The organism is Sphingobium sp. TomTYG65 (genome assembly GCF_055395525.1).
The window spans coordinates 14,987-36,848 of record NZ_AP027331.1; the positions used below are offsets into that span (position 1 = coordinate 14,987).

Annotated in this window: 25 protein-coding genes; 12 read left to right on the forward strand and 13 right to left on the reverse strand. The window is 63.4% G+C overall.

Annotation, left to right across the window (positions count from 1 at the left end; translation table 11 throughout):
- Position 1: 1 nt before the first annotated feature.
- From modA to ACZ5Y5_RS13970, 4 genes are all read right to left on the reverse strand, one after another.
- Positions 2 to 766 carry a molybdate ABC transporter substrate-binding protein gene (gene modA / locus ACZ5Y5_RS13955; protein WP_464811105.1) on the reverse strand — a complete coding sequence of 255 codons (765 nt, stop codon included), beginning with the start codon at positions 764 to 766 and terminating at the stop codon, positions 2 to 4.
- 87 nt (positions 767 to 853) lie between these two features.
- A complete protein-coding gene (locus ACZ5Y5_RS13960) occupies positions 854 to 1,405 on the reverse strand; it encodes a septal ring lytic transglycosylase RlpA family protein (RefSeq protein WP_464811106.1) in 552 nt (183 codons plus the stop codon).
- 344 nt (positions 1,406 to 1,749) lie between these two features.
- A complete protein-coding gene (locus tag ACZ5Y5_RS13965) occupies positions 1,750 to 1,923 on the reverse strand; it encodes a hypothetical protein (RefSeq protein ID WP_464811107.1) in 174 nt (57 codons plus the stop codon).
- Positions 1,924 to 2,028: 105 nt separating this feature from the next.
- Positions 2,029 to 2,568 carry a hypothetical protein gene (locus ACZ5Y5_RS13970; protein ID WP_464811108.1) on the reverse strand — a complete coding sequence of 180 codons (540 nt, stop codon included), beginning with the start codon at positions 2,566 to 2,568 and terminating at the stop codon, positions 2,029 to 2,031.
- A gap of 124 nt (positions 2,569 to 2,692) precedes the next feature.
- On the opposite strand from ACZ5Y5_RS13970, the gene ACZ5Y5_RS13975 reads away from it, so the two are divergent.
- On the forward strand, positions 2,693 to 2,890 hold the full coding sequence (locus tag ACZ5Y5_RS13975; protein WP_464811109.1) for a hypothetical protein: 198 nt from the start codon (positions 2,693 to 2,695) through the stop codon (positions 2,888 to 2,890).
- Between the two features lie 33 nt (positions 2,891 to 2,923).
- On the opposite strand, the gene ACZ5Y5_RS13980 is transcribed toward ACZ5Y5_RS13975, so the two are convergent.
- Genes ACZ5Y5_RS13980 through ligK form a run of 3 tightly spaced genes read right to left on the reverse strand, consistent with a single transcriptional unit; the run spans position 2,924 to position 5,542 of the window.
- Positions 2,924 to 3,814, reverse strand: a complete 891-nt coding sequence (locus tag ACZ5Y5_RS13980) for an amidohydrolase family protein (protein WP_464811110.1) — start codon at positions 3,812 to 3,814, stop codon at positions 2,924 to 2,926.
- The gene (locus ACZ5Y5_RS13985; protein ID WP_464811111.1) at positions 3,811 to 4,875 is read right to left on the reverse strand and encodes a 4-oxalomesaconate tautomerase; all 1,065 of its coding nucleotides are present in this window, start codon (positions 4,873 to 4,875) and stop codon (positions 3,811 to 3,813) included. The genes ACZ5Y5_RS13980 and ACZ5Y5_RS13985 overlap by 4 nt, the downstream gene beginning before the upstream one ends.
- Positions 4,868 to 5,542, reverse strand: coding sequence for a 4-carboxy-4-hydroxy-2-oxoadipate aldolase/oxaloacetate decarboxylase (gene ligK / locus ACZ5Y5_RS13990; RefSeq protein ID WP_464811112.1), 675 nt, complete (start codon positions 5,540 to 5,542; stop codon positions 4,868 to 4,870). The genes ACZ5Y5_RS13985 and ligK overlap by 8 nt, the downstream gene beginning before the upstream one ends.
- 105 nt (positions 5,543 to 5,647) lie before the next feature.
- On the opposite strand from ligK, the gene ACZ5Y5_RS13995 reads away from it, so the two are divergent.
- From ACZ5Y5_RS13995 to ACZ5Y5_RS14025, 7 genes are all read left to right on the forward strand, one after another.
- Positions 5,648 to 6,799 carry a LysR substrate-binding domain-containing protein gene (locus tag ACZ5Y5_RS13995; RefSeq protein WP_464811113.1) on the forward strand — a complete coding sequence of 384 codons (1,152 nt, stop codon included), beginning with the start codon at positions 5,648 to 5,650 and terminating at the stop codon, positions 6,797 to 6,799.
- Positions 6,800 to 6,863: 64 nt separating this feature from the next.
- Positions 6,864 to 7,772 (forward strand): NAD(P)-dependent oxidoreductase, encoded by a 909-nt coding sequence (locus tag ACZ5Y5_RS14000; RefSeq protein ID WP_464811615.1) that lies wholly within the window; start codon positions 6,864 to 6,866, stop codon positions 7,770 to 7,772.
- 334 nt (positions 7,773 to 8,106) lie between these two features.
- Positions 8,107 to 9,129, forward strand: a complete 1,023-nt coding sequence (locus ACZ5Y5_RS14005) for an amidohydrolase family protein (protein WP_464811114.1) — start codon at positions 8,107 to 8,109, stop codon at positions 9,127 to 9,129.
- Positions 9,130 to 9,208: 79 nt separating this feature from the next.
- Entirely contained in the window at positions 9,209 to 10,264 is a 1,056-nt protein-coding gene (locus ACZ5Y5_RS14010; protein WP_464811115.1) for a Rieske 2Fe-2S domain-containing protein, read from the forward strand.
- Positions 10,261 to 10,665 (forward strand): protocatechuate 4,5-dioxygenase subunit alpha, encoded by a 405-nt coding sequence (gene ligA / locus ACZ5Y5_RS14015; RefSeq protein WP_464811116.1) that lies wholly within the window; start codon positions 10,261 to 10,263, stop codon positions 10,663 to 10,665. The genes ACZ5Y5_RS14010 and ligA overlap by 4 nt, the downstream gene beginning before the upstream one ends.
- The gene (locus ACZ5Y5_RS14020; RefSeq protein ID WP_464811117.1) at positions 10,665 to 11,510 is read left to right on the forward strand and encodes a class III extradiol dioxygenase subunit beta; all 846 of its coding nucleotides are present in this window, start codon (positions 10,665 to 10,667) and stop codon (positions 11,508 to 11,510) included. The genes ligA and ACZ5Y5_RS14020 overlap by 1 nt, the downstream gene beginning before the upstream one ends.
- Before the next feature lie 155 nt (positions 11,511 to 11,665).
- The gene (locus ACZ5Y5_RS14025) at positions 11,666 to 12,604 is read left to right on the forward strand and encodes a Gfo/Idh/MocA family oxidoreductase (protein ID WP_464811118.1); all 939 of its coding nucleotides are present in this window, start codon (positions 11,666 to 11,668) and stop codon (positions 12,602 to 12,604) included.
- A gap of 50 nt (positions 12,605 to 12,654) precedes the next feature.
- Here ACZ5Y5_RS14025 and ACZ5Y5_RS14030 read toward each other — a convergent pair whose 3' ends face one another.
- Genes ACZ5Y5_RS14030 through ACZ5Y5_RS14040 form a run of 3 tightly spaced genes read right to left on the reverse strand, consistent with a single transcriptional unit; the run spans position 12,655 to position 13,950 of the window.
- Positions 12,655 to 12,882: a hypothetical protein gene (locus ACZ5Y5_RS14030; protein WP_464811119.1), complete on the reverse strand. Its 228-nt coding sequence runs from the start codon at positions 12,880 to 12,882 to the stop codon at positions 12,655 to 12,657.
- A complete protein-coding gene (locus tag ACZ5Y5_RS14035; protein ID WP_464811120.1) occupies positions 12,872 to 13,075 on the reverse strand; it encodes a hypothetical protein in 204 nt (67 codons plus the stop codon). Before ACZ5Y5_RS14035 ends, ACZ5Y5_RS14030 begins: the two co-directional genes overlap by 11 nt.
- Positions 13,072 to 13,950: a helix-turn-helix domain-containing protein gene (locus tag ACZ5Y5_RS14040; RefSeq protein ID WP_464811121.1), complete on the reverse strand. Its 879-nt coding sequence runs from the start codon at positions 13,948 to 13,950 to the stop codon at positions 13,072 to 13,074. The genes ACZ5Y5_RS14035 and ACZ5Y5_RS14040 overlap by 4 nt, the downstream gene beginning before the upstream one ends.
- 96 nt (positions 13,951 to 14,046) lie before the next feature.
- Between ACZ5Y5_RS14040 and pobA the strand changes: the two genes are divergently transcribed.
- Entirely contained in the window at positions 14,047 to 15,216 is a 1,170-nt protein-coding gene (gene pobA, locus ACZ5Y5_RS14045) for a 4-hydroxybenzoate 3-monooxygenase (protein WP_464811122.1), read from the forward strand.
- Between the two features lie 8 nt (positions 15,217 to 15,224).
- On the opposite strand, the gene ACZ5Y5_RS14050 is transcribed toward pobA, so the two are convergent.
- Positions 15,225 to 16,169, reverse strand: coding sequence for a DMT family transporter (locus ACZ5Y5_RS14050; RefSeq protein WP_464811123.1), 945 nt, complete (start codon positions 16,167 to 16,169; stop codon positions 15,225 to 15,227).
- A 207-nt stretch (positions 16,170 to 16,376) separates the two neighbouring features.
- Here ACZ5Y5_RS14050 and ACZ5Y5_RS14055 point away from each other — a divergent pair, with 207 nt between their 5' ends.
- A complete protein-coding gene (locus ACZ5Y5_RS14055) occupies positions 16,377 to 17,459 on the forward strand; it encodes an NADH:flavin oxidoreductase (protein WP_464811124.1) in 1,083 nt (360 codons plus the stop codon).
- 80 nt (positions 17,460 to 17,539) lie between these two features.
- Here ACZ5Y5_RS14055 and ACZ5Y5_RS14060 read toward each other — a convergent pair whose 3' ends face one another.
- Entirely contained in the window at positions 17,540 to 17,866 is a 327-nt protein-coding gene (locus ACZ5Y5_RS14060) for a hypothetical protein (RefSeq protein ID WP_464811125.1), read from the reverse strand.
- 132 nt (positions 17,867 to 17,998) lie between these two features.
- On the opposite strand from ACZ5Y5_RS14060, the gene ACZ5Y5_RS14065 reads away from it, so the two are divergent.
- Together ACZ5Y5_RS14065 and ACZ5Y5_RS14070 are read left to right on the forward strand one after the other, a co-directional pair.
- Positions 17,999 to 19,381, forward strand: coding sequence for an RNB domain-containing ribonuclease (locus ACZ5Y5_RS14065; RefSeq protein ID WP_464811126.1), 1,383 nt, complete (start codon positions 17,999 to 18,001; stop codon positions 19,379 to 19,381).
- A 64-nt stretch (positions 19,382 to 19,445) separates the two neighbouring features.
- Positions 19,446 to 20,402: an SDR family NAD(P)-dependent oxidoreductase gene (locus ACZ5Y5_RS14070; RefSeq protein ID WP_464811127.1), complete on the forward strand. Its 957-nt coding sequence runs from the start codon at positions 19,446 to 19,448 to the stop codon at positions 20,400 to 20,402.
- A gap of 157 nt (positions 20,403 to 20,559) precedes the next feature.
- On the opposite strand, the gene ACZ5Y5_RS14075 is transcribed toward ACZ5Y5_RS14070, so the two are convergent.
- A complete protein-coding gene (locus ACZ5Y5_RS14075) occupies positions 20,560 to 21,852 on the reverse strand; it encodes a family 1 glycosylhydrolase (RefSeq protein WP_464811616.1) in 1,293 nt (430 codons plus the stop codon).
- Between the last annotated feature and the right edge of the window lie 10 nt (positions 21,853 to 21,862).

Consider the following 21,862-nt stretch of genomic DNA (forward strand, 5'->3'; position numbering starts at 1 on the left):
CTTACCGCGTTCCGAAGCCGTAGCGGCGGAAGATCGCCTTGCCTTCAGGGGAGAGCAGAAAATGGCGAAAGCCCGCCGCCTCCCGGTGCGTAGAGCGCGTCAGCAGCGCCAGCGGGTATGTGATCGGCGCATGGCTGGCGGCGGGGAAGACGCCCACGATCCGGACCGCTTTGGTTACGCGCGCGTCGGTTTCATAAACTATGCCGAAAGGCGCCTGCCGCCTTTCTACCATGGCGAGGGCGGCGCGGACATTTTCCGCCGCTGCGATCCGGTCCGACAGCGCCGGCCATATGCCCAGAGCGGTGAGCGCAGCCTTCCCATATTTGCCTGCCGGAACGCTCGCGGGATCGGCCATCGCCAGCCGCCCGTTGCCAAGAGCGCGGACAAGCGGAAAGCCACGGCGGATTGCCATCCTGCTTTTCTGGTCCGCTGGCGCGACCAGGACTAGCCGATTGGTGAGAAAAGCGACCCGCGAGCCGCGCTTTATCAGCCCTTTCGCCGCGATGGCGTCCATCCATGGCTCATCCGCCGAAAGGAACAGGTCCGCTGGCGCGCCCGCTTCGATCTGTCGGGCGAGGGCAGAAGAAGCTGCGAAGGATAGAAGGGGGCGATCGTGACCCTGCGCTGTCCAAGCGTCTGCGGCGGCGGATAAAGATTCTTGAAGGCTGGCGGCCGCCAGCACCAAAGGTCCCCGGTCGCGCGCTGCCGCGGGCTGAATTACGACAGCCGCCAGAAGCAGGATCAGCAGGGGAAGGAAGCGGCGCATGGATCGTCCAGCTGATGAGATATATTCGCTCCTATACAGCGCTTCCGCTCCAACGCGACGGGTAAATTCCCGATGGCCTCTCGAATTTCATCGAGCCGACGGAATGGAAAGTCTCTGACGCTGCTCGTTCAGGGCATCGCTGTTGAGCGGTGGCAGATCCCTGGCGGCCTTGCCTTTGCGGAGGCGCTTGCGGTCTTTCTCGTCCGGATTGGCAAGGCGGACCCGCACAGCAGCTTGCCCTTGGCGATCGACTCCTAGCAACTTCGCGGCTCCACGCGACAGGTCGATCACGCGGCCACGCGCGAAGGGGCCGCGGTCATTGACCCGAACCAATATCGTACGGCCGCTCGTCAGTTCTGACACCTCCACATAGGAAGGGAGCGGCAAAGTAGGGTGAGCCGCGCTAATCCCATTCGGGCGGAATTTCTCGCCCCGCGCCGTGCGGTTTCCGGACTCATGTCCATACCAGCTTGCATAGCCGACTTCATCATAACCGGGCTGTTGCGCGGGTACATATGTGACGCCCCGGACGGTGTAAGGGCGGCCGATGCGTACCGGAGTATCCGAAACAGACTGGTAGGAAGCGCAACCCGCAGCGAACAACGAAAGAAGCGGGAGAAGGCGGTTGAGCGCTGACATGGCTGTCCCATAACGCGACAGTCAAGTCCGGTACAATCCGCTTTCGCCACACAGTCTTAACTCCCGATTTCAAAGCGGTAGTGACGTCGCCGTGTCAACTCTACCAAAGTCGATGTCGCTACTGCTCCTAATGGTCATGGGGCAGCATTAAGTGCAATGGCGAGCGGAGCGGGGCGCGGTAAGATAGTCCTCAGCCGCTGGCGCCCGGGGAACCGGCGGTGTCGCAGGGTTTCCCCCAGATCCCTGTGAGACCGGGCCCGGCTGCCCCGACCATCATAAGTCGAAGGCATACAGCCGGGCCCAACTGTCCTAATGTTTCCAGGAAGGCGCTGACGGCTATTCCATCAGCTTTTGGGAGGCGGGTTCTTTTGCCGCTCCGCTTCATCGATCGCCTTTATCAGATCATCAAAGGCCCCATCGCGGGGGACGGGAAAGAGCCGTGAGAAATTCTCGCCGAGCCGCCGAACATCGTCCTGCGTCAGCAGTCCGATTGCGACAATATGGTCACGGGTGTCCATTCAAGACCCCTCCTGACTGGCGATAACGACGCAAAAGGCATCTGGTGCCAATCTGTTGTCGCGGAATAGCAATAATCTGCCTCAACCTGCGGCAAATCCGGCTCATCACGAGGCGCGCCACTTGGCGAGGGCGGCTTCATACTTCCGGCGCTCGCGTTCGATGCGCGCTTCTAGTCGTTGGATAGCTTTCTCCTGCTTCTGACGCATTGAGTGGATTTCTGTCTCAAGGCGCGCCAGCTGTTCTTCGAGCACCTCCATCGCGGACTGCGCGGCGCCCTGTTCCTGGGCAAGAGCCTCTTCCGCTTCGTCCAGCGCCTTGCGGCTGGGCCTTGGGCGAGGCGCCCGCTGTTTCGCGCGTGTTTCGGGCTCAGCCTTTTTCAATCCTGATTTTAACGCTTTTGGCTGCGCCTTGGCGAGGGAGGCGAAATGTTCGGCGGCGCTGGCTCGTGGGCGCTTGATGACTTTGCCGGGCTGGGCGAGCGGCTCCTTTGTGAGGTGAGGATCGGTGACCTGTTCGGCAGCACCGCGCGCAAAGAGATTGGCGTCTGCGCCCCACGCCTCCAGCGCAGCCTTCTGGCTCGGCGCGGCGACGTAGGCGTCGTGAAAGCCGATGGGGGTGCGAAAGACTTTTAGCGCGCGAGCCATGACGGGTGAACGCTTCGGCGCGTCCCTGGATGCTTGCCACCGAACTTCTCGCTCATGTTAGCGCCAAGGCGGGAAACGGGCTGATCCCGAGGCGTTGGAGCAGCGTCAACAAAAGGAGCAACCCGTGCAGGAAGACAGGAAGAGCGGCCAATCGTCCGACGAACCAGCGGAAGGCCGGAACGACATTCCCCCGCCAGAACAGGGGTCCCCGCAGAGCGAGCCGGATCAGCAGAGCGGCGAGGCGGAACGGAAGATCGAGAGGGGCGAGGTCAAGGATGCCAATCCTCTTGCCCCGCCGATAAATACGCAGGCAGGCAGTTGATCGCGAAACAATGAGCATGTCCCGCCGAAGCGGTCAGTCCTCGCTTGCTGCTTCCTCCGGCCAATAAAGCCGCATCGGATTGTCGATCAGCAATTTCCTTTGCAGATCGGCGGTCGGGGCGATGCGCGGGATCATGTCCACAAGGGCGCCGTCGTCCGGGATGGCCTTTTCCATATTGGGATGTGGCCAGTCAGTGCCCCAGAGTATGCGATCGGGATAGTCGGCAACTATCGGCGCGACGGCCGCGGCGAAATTGTCCCATGGCGGACCTTGCGGATCGAGCCGGTCGGGGCATGTGACCTTCGTCCAGATGTCGTCACGGCTGTCGAGCAGCGAACGGAAGGCGCGCATGTCCTCGCCGTCCGGTCCTTGGCTTACGTTGGGGCGGCCCATATGATCTATGACGATCAGGGTGGGGATCGCATCCAGAAAGGGACGCATCTCTTCTAAAATATCGGCTTCAAAATAGACGACCACGTGCCAGCCCAGAGGCTGGATGCGGCGCGCAACGTCCAGGAACTTGTCCTTCGGCGCGTCATCGACGAGGCGCTTGAGGAAGTTGAAGCGCACGCCGCGAATGCCGCCTTCGTGCAGCTTTTCAAGGTCAGCGTCGCTGATGGCTGGATCGACTACGGCGACGCCGCGCGCCTTGCCGTTCGACTTTGCAATAGCGTTCAGCGTGGCGGCGTTATCGGTGCCGTGGCAACTCGCCTGGACGATGACGTTGCGGGACAGCCCGAGGCGATCGCGCAGGGCGAAGAGCATGTCAGGGCCGGCGTCTTCGGGAAGATATTTGGCCTTTGGGCTGAACGGGAACTGCGCCATCGGGCCGAAGACATGGCAATGGGCATCGACAGCGCCAGGCGGCGGCGTGAAGCGGGGGACGGACGGGCTGCCGTGCCAGGAGACGATACGATCCGTCATACAAAGACTTCCCCATCCATCAATTTGCGGGCGGTCCGAAGCATCGCGGCGCTGGTGACGTTGCCTTGATCGTCCAGTTCCATGACGCAGGTGGTTTCGCCGGTAGGATGTTCGACCGAAAGCGTCTTCCGGCATCCTTTCGGGATGGCGGCTATCTCGGTTGCGGGGGAGCCTTCGATCAGGCAGGCGGTGGCGACGCTGACCGCGCCCAGCACGCCGATGGACGCGTGGGCCCTGTGGGGGATGAAGCTGCGCACCGTAACCGCGCCGCCGTTGCGGGGCGCGGCGACGAGCATCATCTTGGGCACGGATTTTTCCCGGACGTCGCCCAGGTTCATTCGTTCGCCGACAGCAAGGCGGATCTTTTCGATGCGGGCTTTCAAGGCGGCGTCATTGTCGAGCGTGTCGCGATCTTCATAGCCGGTTACCCCCAAGTCCGCCGCCTTCATGACGACGCAGGGCATACCATTGTCGATCAGGGTGACGCGAACCCCTTCCACTTCATCGGCGGCGTTGCCTGTGGGGAGGAGCGCGCCGCAGGAGGAGCCGGCGGTGTCGCGGAACTCCAGCGGGATCGGGGCGGCGGTGCCGGGGACACCGTCAATCCTTGCTTCGCCATCATAACGGACCTGTCCGCCTGGGGTCTGGACCGTGGCGATTGCGATCTGGCCGGTATTTTCCATGTAGATGGCGACACGGGTTTCGCCGTCGCTGGCGGAGACCAAGCCGCGCTCTATGGCGAAGGGGCCGACGCCGGCGAGGATGTTGCCGCAATTCTGGGCGTCGGTGACGATGGCTTGATCGACGAAGACCTGGAGGAAGAGGTAATCGACGTCGACGCCTTCGCGGGTGGACTTCTTCACGACTGCGACCTTGCTGGTCAGGGGATCGGCGCCGCCCATGCCGTCGATCTGGCGCGGGTCGGGTGAGCCCATGACGCGCAGCAGGAAGGCATCGCGGGCGGCTGGATCGGCGGGGAGGTCTTGGGCCAGGAAATAGCCGCCTTTCGATGTGCCGCCGCGCATCCACATGACCTTGGCTGAGCGTTGGGACTCAGACATATTTGAGGCCCGTCTCTTCGAGGTGGGGGCGCATATTGTAGATGTCGAGGCCGAGTTCCCCGGCGGCGAGGCGGACGCGCTTGGCTTCTTCGGCGGCTTCGCGCGCCTGGGCTTTTTCCAGGACGGCGGCGGCGTTGGCGCGGGGGACGATGCAGACGCCGTCGTCGTCGGCGATGACGATGTCACCCGGATTGACCAGGGCATTGGCGCAGACGACGGGGACGTTGACGCTGCCGAGCGTTGCCTTGATCGTGCCCTGGGCGTGGACGGCTTTGGACCAGACGGGGAAGTTCATCTGGGTGAGGTCGCGGATGTCGCGGACGCCTGCGTCGATGACGAGGCCGCGGCAGCCGCGTGCCTGGGCGGAGGTGGCGAGGAGGTCGCCAAAATAGCCGTCGGTGCAGGGACTGGTGGGAGCGAGGAGGAGGATGTCGCCTTCGCGAAGCTGCTCGATCGCGACATGGACCATCCAGTTGTCGCCGGGAGGGGCGGAGATGGTGACGGCGCTGCCGGCGATGCGGGCGCCCGAATAGATGGGGCGCATATAGGGAGCGAGAAGGCCGGTTCGGCCTTGGGCTTCGTGGACGGTGGCGACGCCGCAATGGGCGAGGCCATCGATGACGGAAAGGTCCGCTCTGTCGATGTTTTGGACGACTATGCCGGACATGATTTTCTTTCCTCTCCTGCAAAACCAAGAAGGAATTGGCGAAAAGAACGGAATTCCTCAAATTCGGACTGTGCGCTTCCTATTAGATTTTGCTAAGTCTTGTCCATGAGTCCTGACCAGTTCAATATCCGGCACCTGGCTGCCGTAGCCGCCGTGGTGGAGCAGGGGAGCGTCAGCCTGGCCGCGCGGGCGGTGAATTTGACGCAGCCTGCGGTGACGCAGGGGATCGCGAAGCTGGAGGCGCAGTTGGGCCTTACCCTGTTCGAGCGGCAGCCGGGCGGCATGGCTCCCACGGAGGCGGGGCGGCGTCTTGCGCCGCGGGTCGAGGCGGCGCTGCGGCTGATCGGGAGCAGCCGGGTGACGGCGGCGCAGATACGGGCGTTTGTCGCGCTGGCGCGGGCGGGGAGCTATGCGGCTGCGGCGGCGGATGCAGGCGTGACGGAACCATCGCTGCACCGGGCGGTGGGCGATCTGGGGCTGGCGATGGGATATAGGCTGGCCGACCGGAGAGGACGCGGACTGGTGCTGACGCGGCAGGGTGCGCTGCTGGCGCGGCGGCTGCGGCTGGCGCTGGCGGAGCTGCGGTCGGGGCTGGACGAACTGGCGGACCTGAAGGGGCAGGAGAGCGGGCGGATCGTGGTGGGCGCGATGCCGCTGTCGCGCGCGCGGCTGCTTCCGCGCGCCATCAGCGCATTTCGCAAGGATTTCCCGGCAGTGCATATCAGCGTGCATGAAGGGTCGCACGCCGAACTGGTCGGGCCGCTGCGCGATGGCGAGGTGGACATGATGATCGGGGCGTTGCGTGATCCGTCAATCGGTCAGGATCTGGAGCAGAGGCCGCTGTTCGAGGACCGGCCGACGATCCTGGCGCGGGCAGGGCACCCGCTGGCGCAGGGATGGGACGCGGATGCGCTGCGCCGCTATCCGTGGATATTGCCGCCCGAAGGCGCGCCGCTGCGCCAACTGTGGCAGCATATGTTCGAAGCGCTGGGCGGGGACCTGCCGGCGGTGCCGATCGAGTGCGGTTCGGTGATGACGATCCGGGAATTGCTGGTGAGCGGCGATTATCTCACGATGCTGTCGACCGATCAGCTGGCTTTGGAGCTGGATGCCGGGCTGGTGACGGACATCGGCCCAGCCCCGGGCGCGATCAGCCGGACGATCGGCCTTACTACCCGGGCCGATTGGCGGCCGACCCGATTGCAACAACGCTTCATGGCGGCGGTGGAAGCTGAGGGCGCCAATATCAATTCGTAATTTCTTATAGGGAGGCCATGGATTCGATTGGCCGGGGCGAAGCTGTTGGGTCATGGCTGTGCCCATGGAGCAGGAAATCGGTCTGATCGGATTTGGCGAGGCGGGTACGACCTTTGCGATCGCGGGCGAGTGGCGCGCGCGGGCGCATGTGTTCGACTGCAAGACCCAAGATATAGCCGCTACGGACACCATGACGTCGGCCTATGCCGAAGCGCATGTGCTGGGCGCGCGCTTTCTGGAGGATGCGCTTTCGGGGGTGGGGTTGGTCATATCGCTGGTGACGGCCGATCAGGCGCTGGCCGTTGCGGAAGATGCGGCCGAGTGCATCGCGCCCGGGGCCATTTATTGCGACATGAACAGCGTGGCGCCGCAGACGAAGCAGGCCGCGGCGCAGGCGATCGAGGCGGCGGGCGGCCATTATGTCGATGTTGCCGTCATGGCTCCGGTTCAACCGGCGCGCCTTTCGGTGCCGCTTCTGTTGAGCGGCGCGCAGGCGGAAGAGGCGGCGGCGCGGCTTGGGGAGTTGGGCTTTTCAAATGTTCGGATCGTAGGCGCGGCGGTGGGTCGCGCTTCCTCGATCAAGATGATCCGGTCGGTGATGGTGAAGGGGATTGAGGCGCTGACGGCTGAATGCGTGCTGGCGGCGGAAGCGGCGGGCGTGCGCCAAGAGGTGCTGGCGTCGCTGGATGCGAGCGAGAAGGCGGGGCCTTGGGAAAAACGAGCGGATTATAATCTGGGCCGGATGCTGGTGCATGGACTGCGCCGCGCGGCGGAGATGGAAGAGGTGGTGAAGACGCTGGAGGGGCTGGGCACCGGCGCTGTGATGACGCGCGGGACGGTGGAGCGGCAGCGGGCGATTGGTGGTCTGGGAGTGACGGCGGCGCCGGAGGGGCTTGAGGCGAAGCTTGGGGTCGTGCGCTCCATCGTCATCCCAGCGGAAGCTGGGATCTCTTCGGGCGAAGTTGTTGCTTAGCCGATCGAGATGCCAGCTTCCGCTGGCATGACGGGGTTCGTGTGGTTGGGCTTCGATCGGGATTGGGGCGGCGAGAAGGAGTGGGCTTCGACAAGCTCGGTCCGAACGGAGGAAAGGGTGTCGGGACGGTTTTGAGTGATGTGCTTCTGCGAAGGCAGGAGTCTAGGCCCGCCATTTGAACTGGGCTCTCACGAGCCACTCGTCTCGTTCGAGTGCCTTCGCAGGAGCATGATGAGGGTTGGCTGGCCATGCGTGGCGGCGCCTGAGATCCCAGCCTTCGCTGGGATGACGGGATGAGGATGAGCGGTGTGAGAAGGACGAGGATGGGAACGCAATGAGCCTGATTATCGACTGCCATGGCCATTATACGGTGCTTCCCAAGGGGCATGACGCCTGGCGGGAGGAGCAGAAGGCGGCGTTCAAGGCGGGGACGACTGCGCCGCCCTATCCCGACATCAGCGACGATGAGATCCGCGATACGATCGAGTCCAATCAGCTGCGCCTCATCAAGGAGCGGGGGGCGGACCTGACGATCTTTTCGCCCCGCGCTTCGGCCATGGCTCCGCATGTGGGGGATGCCGAGGTCGCCAAGGAATGGGCGATGCGCTGCAACGACCTGATCGCGCGGGTCGTGGCGATGTTCCCCGATACATTCGTGGGCGTCTGCATGCTGCCGCAGTCGCCCAAGGCCGATATGGCGAACAGCATCGCCGAACTGGAACGCTGCGTGGGCATGGGTTTCATCGGCTGCAATCTCAATCCCGATCCAGGCGGCGGGCATTTCCAGCATCCGCCGCTGACGGACCGTTACTGGTATCCTTTTTACGAGAAGATGGTCGAACTGGACGTTCCGGCGATGATCCATGTGTCGGGCAGCTGCAACCCGGCCATGCACGCGACCGGCGGCTATTATATCGCGGCGGACACGATCGCCTTCATGCAGTTGCTGGAAGGCGATCTGTTCAAGGATTTCCCGACGCTGCGCTTCATCATTCCGCATGGCGGGGGCGCGGTGCCCTATCATTGGGGGCGCTATCGCGGGCTGGCGGACATGCTGAAAAAGCCGAGCCTCGACACGCATCTGATGAACAACATCTTCTTCGACACATGTGTCTATCATCAGCCGGGTATCGACCTGCTGGCCGATGTGATCGACAACAAGAATATATTGTTCGGGTCGGAAATGGTCGGCGCGGTGCGCGGGATCGATCCGACGACCGGCCATTATTTCGACGACACCAAACGCTATGTCGATGCGCTCGACATCAGCGAGGCCGAGCGGCACGCGATTTTCGAAGGCAATGCGCGGCGCGTCTTTCCTCGGTTGGACGCGCAGTTGAAGGCGCGCGGCTTGTGATTACCAACCGGGTCCCGACACCTCTCCTGTGGGGGCCGGCTCCATCTCCCGTCCTTTTGTTGGAAGGAAAGGGCGGGAGATGGACTTTTTGGAGCCTGGGGCGATGAGCTGGATCGAAAATGCCTGGTATGTCGCCGCATGGGACGGCGAGGTGGGCCGCGAGCCATTGGCGCGGACCATCTGCGGCACGCCGGTGATGCTCTATCGCAAGCTGGACGGCACGCCGGTCGCGATGCGGGATGCCTGTCCGCACCGCATGCTGCCGCTGTCGATGGGCATCAAGGAAGGGGACAGCATCCGCTGCCGCTATCATGGCCTGAAGCTGGACGCGGATGGCTGCGCGGAAGAAATGCCTCTGCGCACCGATCCGGTGAACAAGGGCGTATGCGCGGAAACCTTCGCCGTGGTGGAGCGGCATCGCTTCGTCTGGCTGTGGGTCGGGGACAAGGCGAAGGCCGACCCTGACCTGATCCCCGATTTCTGGCCATGCAGCGCACCAGGATGGGTGTTCGACGGCGGCTATGATCCCGTCGCCTGCGATTACCGGCTGATGATCGACAACCTCATGGACCTGACGCACGAAACCTATGTGCATTCGGGCTCCATCGGCCAGATCGAGCTGATGGAAGCGCCGATCGAAACGCGGGTGGAGGGCGACAGCGTGTTCGTCAGCCGGTGGATGCCGGGCGTGGAGCCGCCGCCATTCTGGCGACTGGCGCTGGGTCGGGATTGCAAGGTCGATCGCTGGCAGGTGTGCCAGTTCGTCGCGCCTTCAAACGTGATGATCGACGTGGGGGTGGCTCCGGTCGAGATGGGGCTGACGCTGGCGGATCATGATGCCGGGACGCGCGGCTTCGTGATCGATGCGATTACCCCTGAAAGCGAAACGAGCATGCATTATTTCTGGGGGATGGCGCGCAATTTCCTGACCGACGATCCCGGCTTTACGGTGCGCTTCAAGACGCAGCAGGGCGGCGTGTTTGCGCAGGACCTGGAAGTGCTGGAGGCGCAGCAGCGCTCTATCGCGGCCAATCCGGGCATGAAGCTGCGCGGATATAATATCGACGAAGGCGGCGTGCGCACACGGCGCGTGATCGACCGGCTTCGTAAGGAACAGGAGGCGGTGGCCGCATGAGCAGGGACATCCACGAATATCTGGCCGAGTTCGACGATATCCCCGGCACGCGCGTCTATACCGCCAAGCGGGCGCGGCAGGGATATTGGATGAACCAGTTTGCGATGAGCCTGATGAAGGCGGACAATCGCGAGCGGTGGAAGGCGGATGAGCGCGCCTATATCGACGAATGGCCGATGAGCGAGGAGCAGAAAGCCGCTATCCTCGCGCGTGACTATAATCGCTGTCTGGACCTGGGCGGGAATATCTATTTCCTGGCGAAGGTCTTTTCGACCGATGGGCTCAGCTTCCTGCAGGCGGTGAGCACGATGTCGGGCATGAGCCCGGAGGAATATCAGGCGATGATGGTCGCCGGGGGACGCTCGCCTGAAGGCGTCCGTTCGATCAGGGAGAAGCGTTGATGGCCCGCATTACCGCTGGCGTTGCGACCAGCCATGTGCCCGCGATCGGCGCGGCGATGGACAATGGGAAGGTGGGCGAGCCTTATTGGCAGCCGCTTTTCGCGGGATATGACTGGTCGCGGCAGTGGATCGCGCGGGAAAAGCCCGATGTGGTGGTGCTGGTCTATAATGACCATGCGTCCGCGTTCGACATGAAGATCATTCCGACTTTCGCGATTGGTTGCGGTGAGCGCTACAAGCCTGCGGATGAAGGATGGGGGCCGCGGCCGGTGCCGGAGGTGGAGGGGCATGCGGACCTTGCCTGGCACATCGCGCAGAGCCTGATCCTGGACGAGTTCGACATGACCATCATTAACGAGATGGATGTCGACCATGGGCTGACCGTGCCTTTGAGCCTGATGTTCGGGCAGCCGGACGCCTGGCCGGTGAAGGTCATTCCGCTGGCGGTGAATGTCGTCACCTATCCGCCGCCTACCGGCAACCGCTGCTGGCGGCTGGGCGAGGCGATCGCGCGGGCGGTGGAGAGCTTTCCCGAAGACCTGAACGTGCAGATATGGGGCACGGGCGGCATGAGCCACCAGTTGCAGGGGCCGCGCGCGGGGCTGATAAATGCGGAGTGGGACAACCGCTTCCTCGATTTGATGAGCGCCGAGGATGATGGAGCGCTGCGGGCTATTCCGCATATCGAGTATCTGCGGGAAACGGGCTCTGAAGGTATTGAGATGGTGATGTGGCTGGTGATGCGCGGGGCGTTGGGGCGCAACGTGAAGGCGCTGCACCGGCATTATCATGTGCCTGCGAGTAATACGGCTGTCGGGCATTTGGTGCTGGAGCCGCTGGACTGAACGAATATGGCCCCTCCCTTTCAAGGGAGGGGTTGGGGTGGGTACGATTGCGCCAGCAATCGCTCTGCTCCGTCGATAGGGCGGAGGCTCGCTTCGCTCGCACCCACCCCTTCCCCCTCCCTTGAAAGGGAGGGGCTTATAAGTGGAGTTTTCTCATGCGTATTGCTCTCGCCGGTGCCGGTGCCTTTGGTGAAAAGCATCTGGATGGCCTCAAGAATATCGATGGCGTGACCGTCACCTCGCTGGTCGGGCGGCGGTTGGAGGCGACGCAGGCGATCGCCGACAAATATGGCATTGGCCATGCGACGACCGAGCTGGCCGACACGCTGGCGCGGAATGATGTGGACGCGGTGATCCTGTGCACGCCGACGCAGATGCATGCGGCGCAGGCCATTGCCTGCATGGAGGCGGGAAAGCATGTGCAGGTGGAGATCCCGCTGGCGGACAGCTGGGCCGATGCTCAGGCGGTTTTGCGCAAGCAGGAGGAGACGGGGCTGACCTGCATGGTCGGGCATACGCGGCGGTTCAATCCGAGCCACCAGTTCGTGCACAACCGCATCAAGGCGGGCGAGTTCAATATCCAGCAGATGGACGTGCAGACCTATTTCTTCCGCCGCCAGAACATCAATGCGAAGGGCGAGCCGCGCAGCTGGACCGACCATCTGCTGTGGCACCATGCTGCGCATACGGTGGACCTGTTCGCCTATCAGGCGGGACGCATTGTGGACGCGCATGCGATGCAGGGGCCGATCCATGCCGAGTTGGGCATCGCGATGGACATGTCGATCCAGTTGAAGAGCGAGACGGGGGCGATCTGCACACTGTCGCTCTCCTTCAACAATGACGGGCCGCTGGGGACCTTCTTCCGCTATATCGGCGACACGGGAACCTATATCGCCCGCTATGACGATCTGGTGAATGGCAAGGAAGAGCCGATCGATGTGTCCAAGGTGGCGGTGTCGATGAACGGCATCGAACTGCAGGACCGGGAATTTGTGAGCGCGATCCGTGAGGGGCGGGAGCCTAATTCGAGCGTGGCGCAGGTGTTTGATTGCTATCGGGTGTTGGGGGAGTTGGAGAAGCAGTTGGGGTGAGCGCGCGCCCTTCGACAAGCTCAGGGCGAACGGAGGGTGGGCTTGAAGGGTCAGCTGCTAAGCAAGGGATGTCTCATGCGGAGGTCGTCCATCAGGCTTTCGATGACGGAAATCTCCTGCGCCGAGCCCGTCGGCGTGATCGACCAGTTGCAGTGCGGGTGGGTGTCGCGGCTGTAGAGGCGGACGCGGCCGATCACCTTGCGCCAGTGGTGCTTGCTGCGGCCATGATCGCGGACGAGGCGGGCGACGAGCAGGTCGGTGATCTTGTCAGACGTCATCTTCGCTCTTCTCTCCGCCGATCCACCGGCCGGGCAGTTCCAGATAGGCTTCCAGTTCGCGCCAGTGGCGGTCCCAGCCGGGGCCACGGCGATCTTCCGGTACATACGCTTCGACCATGCGGCGGGCGCGGGTGATGACATTGTCGGGCCGCTCCCTTAGCCGGTCGAGAATGTGGCGGATGTCCTCGCTCATGGGGTGCTGATAGCCCGGCCCTTGGCGGCGCGCCAGTCGCGCGGGGATTGGCCGGTGTGGCGGGCAAAGAAGCGGGAGAAATAGGCAGGGTCTTCGAAACCGATCGCATAGGCGACTTCGGCCACGGACAGGTTGGAGTAGAGGAGCAGGCGGCGCGCTTCGAGCAAGGCGCGTTCGTCGAGCATGGCGGCGGGGGACAGGCTGGCGATGCGGGCGCAGGCGTGACGGAGCGCGGTCTCGCTGACGCCGAGCGCGCGGGCGTGGACGGCGACGGGCTCCCGATGACGGAAGCGCTGCTCGATCCGCTCGCGGAGGCGAGCGACGAGGCGAGCGGGGCGGCCGCCATGGCTGGCGCTGCCGTCGGACAGGGCGGCATGGCGCAGCGCCTGGACCATGAGCCAGAGGATATGCGCCTCCACCGCTGCGCGCTGGCCGGGACCGGACCAGGCGAGTTCCTGCGCCAGTGTGCCGATGCGGGATTCCACTTCGTCCGCACGGGATAGAGCGATGGCGCGGGGCGCGCGGAAGAGCGGCTGGAGGTCAGGGTCGCGCTCCAGCAGATGATGGAGATAGCTGTCTGCGATGGTGGTGACCCATCCGCGAGAGTCGCGGTGCCAGGCAAAGCCGTGAATGATACCGGCCGGGACCAGCAGAAGGCAGGGCGCTTGAAACACCACGCTGTCGCCATCGGCGCGCATCGATCCGCCGCCCTCCGCGATCAGAATGATATGGTTGAGATCGCGATGGACATGCGGCTGGATCGTCCACTCGCTGGGCCGGGAGCGATCGTCCAGACTTTCGACATGCACAAAGCCTTCGGAAACGCCGCGCTGGGGCTCTCCATAGAGATAGAAGGTGGGGACGGGTGCGGTCATGGCTGCTGAATCGTCCAAATCATAGGACAGTTCGGCCATGTCCGGCAAGGGCGGCGAGGCGCAAGATGCGCGGCGTAAAAGCCGGAGAGGACATTGATGAAAACGCAAGTCGCCATTGTCGGCGCGGGGCCTGCCGGGCTGCTGCTCGGCCATCTGTTGCGCGCAGAGGGGCTGGAGGTGGTGGTGGTCGAGCGCGCGTCCGCCGGTTATGTGCTGGGCCGCATCCGCGCAGGCGTGCTGGAGCGGACCATGACGGATTTGATGGACCGGCTGGGCCTGGGCGAGCGGATGCACCGCGAGGGGTTGCCGCATGATGGATTTCACCTGGCCGATGGCGAGCGGCTGATCCGTATCGACATCGCGGCGCTCACCGGGCGGCAGGTGATGGTCTATGGTCAGACAGAACTGACCCGCGACCTGATGGACGCTGCGCCGGAACGCGGCTTGCAAATCATTTATGAGGCGAGCGATGTGGCGCTGCACGAACTGGAGAGCGATGCGCCTTACCTCACCTACAGCAAGGACGGGCGGCAGGAGCGGATCGACGCGGAGTTCATCTGCGGCTGCGATGGTTTTCATGGCCCTTCGCGCCAAGCCATTCCGGCGAGCGTCGCGACGGCTTACGAGAAAATCTATCCTTTCGGCTGGCTGGGCATTTTGGCCGATGTGCCGCCCTGCGACCATGAGCTGATCTACGCCAACCATGAGCGCGGTTTTGCGCTGGCGTCGATGCGGTCGGAGACGCGCAGCCGCTATTATATCCAGGTGCCACTGGACGAGCGGGTGGAAGATTGGCCGGACGAGCGGCTGTGGGACGAACTGGCGGTGCGGCTGGGCCCGGAGGCAGGCGCGCGGGTCGTGCGGGGACCGGCGCTGGAGAAGTCGATCGCGCCGCTGCGTTCCTTCGTGTTCGAACCGATGCGTCATGGACGGTTGATGCTGGCGGGCGATAGCGCGCATATCGTGCCGCCCACAGGGGCGAAAGGGCTCAATCTTGCGGCGTCGGATATATTCTATCTGTCGGAGGCCTTGATCGGCTGGTTCGCGGGGCGCGATGGCGACGCGATCGCGGGCTATTCTGAGCGGGCGCTGGCCCGGATATGGAAGGCGGAACGCTTTTCCTGGCAGCTGACGCGGCTGATGCACCGCTTTCCGGATAATGATGCGTTCGACCGGCGGATGCAGCTGGCGGACCTGGATTATATCGCATCGTCAGTGGCGGCGCAGACGACGATCGCGGAAAATTATGTGGGGCTGCCCCTTTAGGGGCGGCGTCACAGCTCGTTGGATGAAGGGACGACGATGGTTCGCGCCTTGCGTTCCCGCCAGATGACGTAGCAGCCGCCCGAACCGATCAGGAGCGCGCCCACAACGCCGTTCCAGGTCGGAAGGGCGTCGAACAGGAAGAAGCCCCACATCATGGCCCATATCATCTGCAGATAATCAAATGGGGCAAGGGCCGACACCGGCGCAAAGCGGACGGCGGCCGTCATCATGATCTGCGCGATGCCGCCCAGCATCCCGCCCAGTGTCAGCGCGAGCCATATATTGGCCGCGTGGGCATGGAACAGGAAGGGCATGGGGATCGCGGTCGCGATCACGCAAGCGATGTTGAACCAGAAGACGGTCGCCGTCGCATTTTCCGTCTGCCCGATCTGGCGCAGCGTCATGGTCACCCCGCCCGCGCCCAGAGCCGCCGCGAGCGCGACGGCGACGCCAAGCGCGGGAAGGCCCGAGCCGCCGGGACGAATGACGACCAGCACGCCCAGCAGCCCCACGGCGATCGCGCCCCAGCGGTGCCAGAGAACCCGTTCCTTGAGGACGAGGGCAGACAATATGGTGGCGAAGAGCGGCGCGGAGAAGCTGATCACCGTGGCTTCGGCCAGCGGCAACATCGACAGGGCGACGAAGGTGCAGAACATGACGCTGAGCCCGAGGGCGCTTCTGGTCGCATGGGCGCCAGGGCGTTTCGTTCGGACAGCGGCGAGCCCTCCGTTCAGCGCCACCCACAGGATGATCGTGGGGAGCGAGAAGAAATTGCGGTAGAAGAGGATTTCAGCGGGACCGACGCCATGAAGTGTCGCATATTTGAGCGCCGCCATCATAGCGGCGAAACAGGAGACGCCCCCGATACGCAGGGCTATGCCCCGGCCGCGATGTTCCACCGGAGTGCCAGCGGCCTTGGGCTGCGCGCCCAGAGCGCTTGTTCCGCTTTTCATTGTGACCCGTCTTCCTTAGCGCGGCGGGCGTTAACCCCCCGAGAAACATTTCGCCCCTGCACGATAAAATCTTTGGGTGGAAGCCATTCCTTGGTTTAGCCGCATGCGTGTAAGGGCGGTTTGGCGTCACGGGCAGTTTCCAGCTTCTCACCTGCGTGTCGGACGACTAGGTGGTGCGCGTTGAACGTGCGATTGCAAGGAGCCTTCATGACTGATCTTTTCGCACCGTTGCAGCTGGCGCGCGGCCCGGAATTGAAAAACCGCATGATGTTGGCGCCCATGACGAACCAGCAAAGTCATGCCGATGGCCGCCTGTCGGACGAGGAATATGAATGGCTGACCCGGCGGGCGACCGGCGGTTTTGGTCTGGTGATGACAGCGGCATCGCATGTGCAGCCGGTTGGCCAAGGCTTTCCGGGACAGCTGGGCATATTTGGCGATGAGCATCTGGAAGGGCTGAGCCGCCTCGCCGCGGGCATCGCGGAGCGTGGGGCGGTTTCAGCGGTCCAGCTTCATCATGCAGGCTATCGTGCGCCCAAGGAGCTGGTCGGTACGCTGGTTTGCCCGTCCGATAATGAGGAAACGGGCGCGCGCGGCCTGACACTGGCCGAAGTGGAACGGCTGCGGGACGATTTCGTCGCGGCGGCGAAGCGTGCCGAGAAGGCTGGCTTCGACGGGGTCGAGGTGCATGGCGCGCACGGATATGTGCTTGCCGAATTCCTGTCGCCGGAAGTCAACCGTCGTACGGATCGCTATGGCGGTTCCCCGGAAAATCGCGCCCGGCTGCTGTTCGAGGTGATCGCAGGCATCCGCGCCGAGTGCAGGTCCGACTTTCAGGTCGGCCTTCGCCTGTCGCCGGAGCGCTATGCCCAGCAGTTGGACGAAGTGGTCGATGTCGCGGCGCGGGCGATGCGAGAGGGCGAGATCGACTATCTCGACCTGTCGCTTTGGGACGTCACCAAGGAGCCGGAGGATGAACGGTTCAAGGGACGCTCGCTGATGAGCTACTTCACCGAGCTACCGCGCGGCAATGTCCGCCTGGGCGCGGCGGGCAAGGTCATGAGCGGACCGAGAGCGGCGGAAGTGTTGCAGGCCGGTTGCGATTTCGTTTCGATCGGGCGCGCGGCCATCTTGCGCCATGACTTTCCCGAGCGCGTTCGCCGCGACCCGTCCTATGAGTCGCCTGCACTGCCCGTCAGCGTCGAGCATTTGCTGGACGAAGGTCTGGCGCCGCCCTTCATCGCCTATATGAATAGCTGGCCAGGCTTTGTGGCGGGCGAGGAGAAGTAGGTCGCTCCAAGTAAAAGGTCATGCCGAGCCAAGTTCAGCATGACCTTTTCGGGCCTCAGCGATCCGATCCGTAGATCAGATCAGTTGTCGCAATATTCCCAGCGGCCCGCGTTGCAAGCGGCGACGGCGCGACGCCATGCAGCCATACGGCGCGAATAGTCGGCGCGGGCGTCGGCATATTCGCCGTCATTGCCGCTCTGCGCCCGGCGATAATTTTGCATGATCCTGGCGTCGCGATCACGCACATAGGCCAGCTGCTGCTGGTTCATCCGCTTGATGATCGCACGGTCGCGCGCGCGCGCCGCTGCGCTCCGCATCGTCGGATCGTGCGGATCGTCGGCCAGCGCCACCGAGGGCGCGAGCGCCGCACATGCCGCCGCGATGCAAATGGATACACTGAACTTCATCGGTTCCGCCCCCCTAATCCCTTTATCCAGCTATTCGCGGGCCATGTCGGGAAGGTCAATCGATTTGCGACGAGCGGCGAAAGGACGCCCGGTTATGGACAATCGGGAGGACGCCTGATCTAAACGGCGCGGATGAAGACAGTTGTTGATAGCGGCCATGCGCTGGGCGCGGGCCTTGCACTCATTCGATCCGAATTTCAGGTGCCCGCCGCGTTTTCGCCCGAGATTGTGCAAGCCGCGGAAGCGGCGGCCGCGCGTGTTCCGACAGAGCATGTCGACCGCACCGACCTGCCGTTCGTGACGCTGGACCCGGCGTCATCGACCGACCTCGATCAGGCATTGTGGATCGAACAGAGCGGCGGCGATCTGCTGCTCTATTATGCCATCGCCGATGTGGGTTGGTTCGTCGATGATGGCGGCGTGATTGACGCCGAGGCATGGCGGCGCGGTGAGACATTGTACCTGCCCGATGGCAAGGCGAGCCTCTACCCGCCTGTGCTGAGCGAGCGAGCCGCCAGCCTGCTGCCGCAAGGGCCGCGACCGGCGATCCTGCTTCTGGTGCGCATCGATGCCGATGGCGGCGTTCGTTTGGACGGGGTGGAGCGCGCATTGATCCGCAGCCGGGCCAAGCTCGCCTATGACAGCGTCGAGGCGGCAGACCTGCCGGAAGAATTTGGTGAACTCGCGCGGCGTATCCAATATGCGGAGGCGCAGAGGGGATCGGCGCGTGTCGATCCGCCGGAGCAGGAGGTTTCCACCCGTCCAGGGGGCGGGTTCGAACTGGCGTTCCGGCCGCGTCTGGAATCGGAAGCGAGCAACGCCAGCCTGTCTCTGGCGGCCAATCTGGCGGTCGCTGATGCTCTGCAATCGCATGCGACGGGGCTGTTCCGCGTCATGGCGGAGCCGGACGAGAAGGCGGTGGCGCGGCTGAGGCTGAGCGCGCAGGCGCTGAAGGTGGACTGGCCGGAATCCATGGCGCTCAAGGATTTCGAGCGGACCTTGTCGCCGCACGATCCGCAGCAGGCTGCGCTGATGATGGCGATCCGCCGCGCGGGGCCGGGGGCGTCCTATGCGCCCTATCGTGCGGGCGTGACGCCGTGGCATGCCGCGATGGCCGCCACCTATGCTCATGCGACCGCGCCGCTGCGGCGGCTGGCGGATCGCTATGTCCTTCGCGCCGTGCTGGAAGTGGCCAATGGCCGCGCCGTGCCACCAGTCGTCGGCGAGGCGTTCGAGAAGTTGCCCGCCGTGATGGCGCGAGCCGCCGCACTGGCGGGGAAGATCGAGCGTGCCGTCGTCGATTTGGCCGAGACGCTGTTGCTGAGCGGGAAGGAAGCGGAGCGGTTTGCCGCAGTGGTAACCGATGTGGACGAGCGCGGGGCCAAGGTGCAGTTGTGCGATTGGCCGGTAGCTGCGCGGCTGGCCGTTCCGGGACTGAGCCCCGGCCAAAGCGTCAGGCTGCAACTTGGCAATGTCGATACGGTCCGGCGGTCGCTTTCCTTTTCGTTGGCGTGAGCTGCTTCATTCCCGCCTTGGCGGTGGTGGCATGCTGATCTAGGCAGACGTCACAGGAGAGATCATGACAGAAAATCAGAATGGTGAGCGCACGGCCGGTGATTTTGCCACGGCGCAGGACATATTGCGCAACGTCGATCTGACGGGTCGCACTGCTATCGTCACAGGGGCGTCTTCGGGCGTAGGTACGGCAATCGCGTCGGCGCTCGCGGGCGCGGGGGCGGACGTCACGCTGGCGGTCCGTGACATTGCGGCGGGCGAGCGGGTGGCGGATGAGATCGCAGCAGCGGGGGCTGTCGTGCGCCCGAAGGCGGCAGCTATCGACCTGCTCTCCCTGGCGTCGGTTCGCGCCTTCGCCGCAGGGTGGGGGGACCGGCCCTTGGATCTGCTGATCAACAATGCGGGGCTGATGGGGCCGCCGCTTACCCGAACGGAAGATGGCTTCGAAAGCCAGATGGCCGTCAATTATTTCGCGCCATTTCTGCTGTCCGAATTGCTGCTGCCGAACCTGAAGATGCGTAGGGGGCGGGTTGTGATTGTCTCTTCGGGCTCTCACCAATTTTCGGAACTGCGGCTGGATGATCTGAATTACGAGCGGCGCGAGTACGAGAAGTTCGAGGCATATGGACATGCCAAGCTGTGTGCAAACCTGCTGGCGGTCGAATATAGCCGCCGTCATGCCGACAGCGGCGTGACCATGAACGCGGTCACGCCCGGCGGCGTCGCGACCAATCTCGGCCGCCATGTGACTTTTGAAGATGCGGTGCGTTTGGGCTGGGTGAATGAAGACGGCAGCTTGCCCCATGGTCGCATGAAGACGCTGGAGGAGGGCGCTGCTTCGCCTGTCTGGACGGCTGTCGCGCCTGAGCTTGAGGGGAAGGGTGGGCTTTATATCGAGGACTGCGCCATCGCGGCTGTGTGGTCGCCTGCTCTGCCGCCGGGTTGGGGCGTGGCGGCCGCTTCACTGGACGCAGATGCGGCGCGCCGCCTCTGGGACGTGGCTGAACCGCTTATCCGTTAGATCGGCCTTTTCGTGCTGGACCGGGACAAGAGAGGATTTGCGACCCAAAGAAACTCGCCCGATCCAGCGCCGTCTTGTTAACCATGGCGCCGGGACAGCGCTAACCGATCGTCTTCGTCACTCTGATCGATTTCTTTGGCTGTTGGTCAACTCCGCCTCAATCCTCCTGCACTGCCGGAGTGGTTGCTGGTGTCCTGAGCATCTGCTTGGCGCGTGCGCGCTGTTCGGCGGCGAAGCTGCGGCCCGCGTCGCTGGGCAGGACAACAGGAACCGTCAGGCAGAGGCTTTGGGTGGGCAGGACGTCGCGCCATTGCTGGATCAGCCGTTTATAGGCTTTGCCGACCGGACGGATGTTGCGGTCGAGATCATAAAGGCCGAGCGGATTGACGTTGCCGCGCTTCTCCCGCAACGCGCTGTCCCAATCCACCTGATCCGTTAGCGAATACCAGGTGAAGCCGACGATCGGCACGCCGTCATTGCGGACGCGCAGGACATTGGCCCATTGCTTCCACAGCCAATCGACCGCTTCGGTGCCGAGCGGACCTTGCGACAGATTGGTTTCGGTGTGCATCACCGGCAGATAGTAGCGTTGATGATATTGGCGGGTTATCTCGCTATAGCCGAAGATCTCGCCAGATGCGCGCGTTGTTCCGTCAACGGAGACCCGATGTTCGTTGGTGACATAATAGTCATTGCCCATGATGCAATGTTGCTTCAATCGGTTGTCGAGGAAGAAGTGATATTCCTCGCGCGTCATGCCATGATCCATGAGATATTCGTACATCTCTGAATCCAGACGCCGGCCATAATTGAGGTCGAGCGACAGAAAACGCTGCGAGTTCATGATCTCCGCAGGGCGGATAGCAGAAGGCGCTTCGGCATGGAAATATTCGGACGATTCGCTCTGGATGAAGATAGCGTCGGGGCGCACCTCCAATATCTCGTGCATTGCCATCACATTGGCGCGGACGATATGCTTGAGCGCGGTGACGAAGGCGCGGTCGTTGCTGAGCTGTTCGTTCCACCAGCCATAGCGTGCGGAAAAAGTGGCGCAGATATACATCTCGTTGACGGGGGTGTAGAGCTGGACCCAGGGGAAGCGTTCGGCGAAGGCGCGGGCGTAGATACAGAATTGTTGAGGAAAGTCAGGATTCTGGAAATTGCCGATCCAGTCGGGAACGCCGAAATGGCATAGATCGACAATGGGGACTATGTTCATCCGCTCTAGTTCGGAAAAGCTCTGGTCGGCGAAGTCCCAGTCATATTGGCCGGGTCCAAACCAGGTGCGGTGAATGGGCGGACCGTAGCGCAGATAGGCTATGCCCATTTCCTGCACGAGGGCGAAGTCTTCACGCCAGCGATCATAATGACCGCAGCTTTCCATTTCATCGACACGCGTGCGGCCGTTGTCGATGGTCGGCACGCTGTTTTCGACGCCGGTGGCGAACATGAAGGTGGTG

What these genes read in the sequence shown, in the direction of transcription:
- modA (WP_464811105.1), bottom strand. Translation starts at nt 766, where the DNA reads ATGCGCCGCTTCCTTCCCCTGCTGATCCTGCTTCTGGCGGCTGTCGTA.
- ACZ5Y5_RS13960 (WP_464811106.1), bottom strand. Translation starts at nt 1,405, where the DNA reads ATGTCAGCGCTCAACCGCCTTCTCCCGCTTCTTTCGTTGTTCGCTGCG.
- ACZ5Y5_RS13965 (WP_464811107.1), bottom strand. Translation starts at nt 1,923, where the DNA reads ATGGACACCCGTGACCATATTGTCGCAATCGGACTGCTGACGCAGGAC.
- ACZ5Y5_RS13970 (WP_464811108.1), bottom strand. Translation starts at nt 2,568, where the DNA reads ATGGCTCGCGCGCTAAAAGTCTTTCGCACCCCCATCGGCTTTCACGAC.
- ACZ5Y5_RS13980 (WP_464811110.1), bottom strand. Translation starts at nt 3,814, where the DNA reads ATGACGGATCGTATCGTCTCCTGGCACGGCAGCCCGTCCGTCCCCCGC.
- ACZ5Y5_RS13985 (WP_464811111.1), bottom strand. Translation starts at nt 4,875, where the DNA reads ATGTCTGAGTCCCAACGCTCAGCCAAGGTCATGTGGATGCGCGGCGGC.
- ligK (WP_464811112.1), bottom strand. Translation starts at nt 5,542, where the DNA reads ATGTCCGGCATAGTCGTCCAAAACATCGACAGAGCGGACCTTTCCGTC.
- ACZ5Y5_RS13995 (WP_464811113.1), top strand. Translation starts at nt 5,648, where the DNA reads ATGAGTCCTGACCAGTTCAATATCCGGCACCTGGCTGCCGTAGCCGCC.
- ACZ5Y5_RS14000 (WP_464811615.1), top strand. Translation starts at nt 6,864, where the DNA reads ATGGAGCAGGAAATCGGTCTGATCGGATTTGGCGAGGCGGGTACGACC.
- ACZ5Y5_RS14005 (WP_464811114.1), top strand. Translation starts at nt 8,107, where the DNA reads ATGAGCCTGATTATCGACTGCCATGGCCATTATACGGTGCTTCCCAAG.
- ACZ5Y5_RS14010 (WP_464811115.1), top strand. Translation starts at nt 9,209, where the DNA reads ATGGACTTTTTGGAGCCTGGGGCGATGAGCTGGATCGAAAATGCCTGG.
- ligA (WP_464811116.1), top strand. Translation starts at nt 10,261, where the DNA reads ATGAGCAGGGACATCCACGAATATCTGGCCGAGTTCGACGATATCCCC.
- ACZ5Y5_RS14020 (WP_464811117.1), top strand. Translation starts at nt 10,665, where the DNA reads ATGGCCCGCATTACCGCTGGCGTTGCGACCAGCCATGTGCCCGCGATC.
- ACZ5Y5_RS14025 (WP_464811118.1), top strand. Translation starts at nt 11,666, where the DNA reads ATGCGTATTGCTCTCGCCGGTGCCGGTGCCTTTGGTGAAAAGCATCTG.
- ACZ5Y5_RS14030 (WP_464811119.1), bottom strand. Translation starts at nt 12,882, where the DNA reads ATGACGTCTGACAAGATCACCGACCTGCTCGTCGCCCGCCTCGTCCGC.
- ACZ5Y5_RS14035 (WP_464811120.1), bottom strand. Translation starts at nt 13,075, where the DNA reads ATGAGCGAGGACATCCGCCACATTCTCGACCGGCTAAGGGAGCGGCCC.
- ACZ5Y5_RS14040 (WP_464811121.1), bottom strand. Translation starts at nt 13,950, where the DNA reads ATGACCGCACCCGTCCCCACCTTCTATCTCTATGGAGAGCCCCAGCGC.
- pobA (WP_464811122.1), top strand. Translation starts at nt 14,047, where the DNA reads ATGAAAACGCAAGTCGCCATTGTCGGCGCGGGGCCTGCCGGGCTGCTG.
- ACZ5Y5_RS14050 (WP_464811123.1), bottom strand. Translation starts at nt 16,169, where the DNA reads ATGAAAAGCGGAACAAGCGCTCTGGGCGCGCAGCCCAAGGCCGCTGGC.
- ACZ5Y5_RS14055 (WP_464811124.1), top strand. Translation starts at nt 16,377, where the DNA reads ATGACTGATCTTTTCGCACCGTTGCAGCTGGCGCGCGGCCCGGAATTG.
- ACZ5Y5_RS14060 (WP_464811125.1), bottom strand. Translation starts at nt 17,866, where the DNA reads ATGAAGTTCAGTGTATCCATTTGCATCGCGGCGGCATGTGCGGCGCTC.
- ACZ5Y5_RS14065 (WP_464811126.1), top strand. Translation starts at nt 17,999, where the DNA reads ATGAAGACAGTTGTTGATAGCGGCCATGCGCTGGGCGCGGGCCTTGCA.
- ACZ5Y5_RS14070 (WP_464811127.1), top strand. Translation starts at nt 19,446, where the DNA reads ATGACAGAAAATCAGAATGGTGAGCGCACGGCCGGTGATTTTGCCACG.
- ACZ5Y5_RS14075 (WP_464811616.1), bottom strand. Translation starts at nt 21,852, where the DNA reads ATGTTCGCCACCGGCGTCGAAAACAGCGTGCCGACCATCGACAACGGC.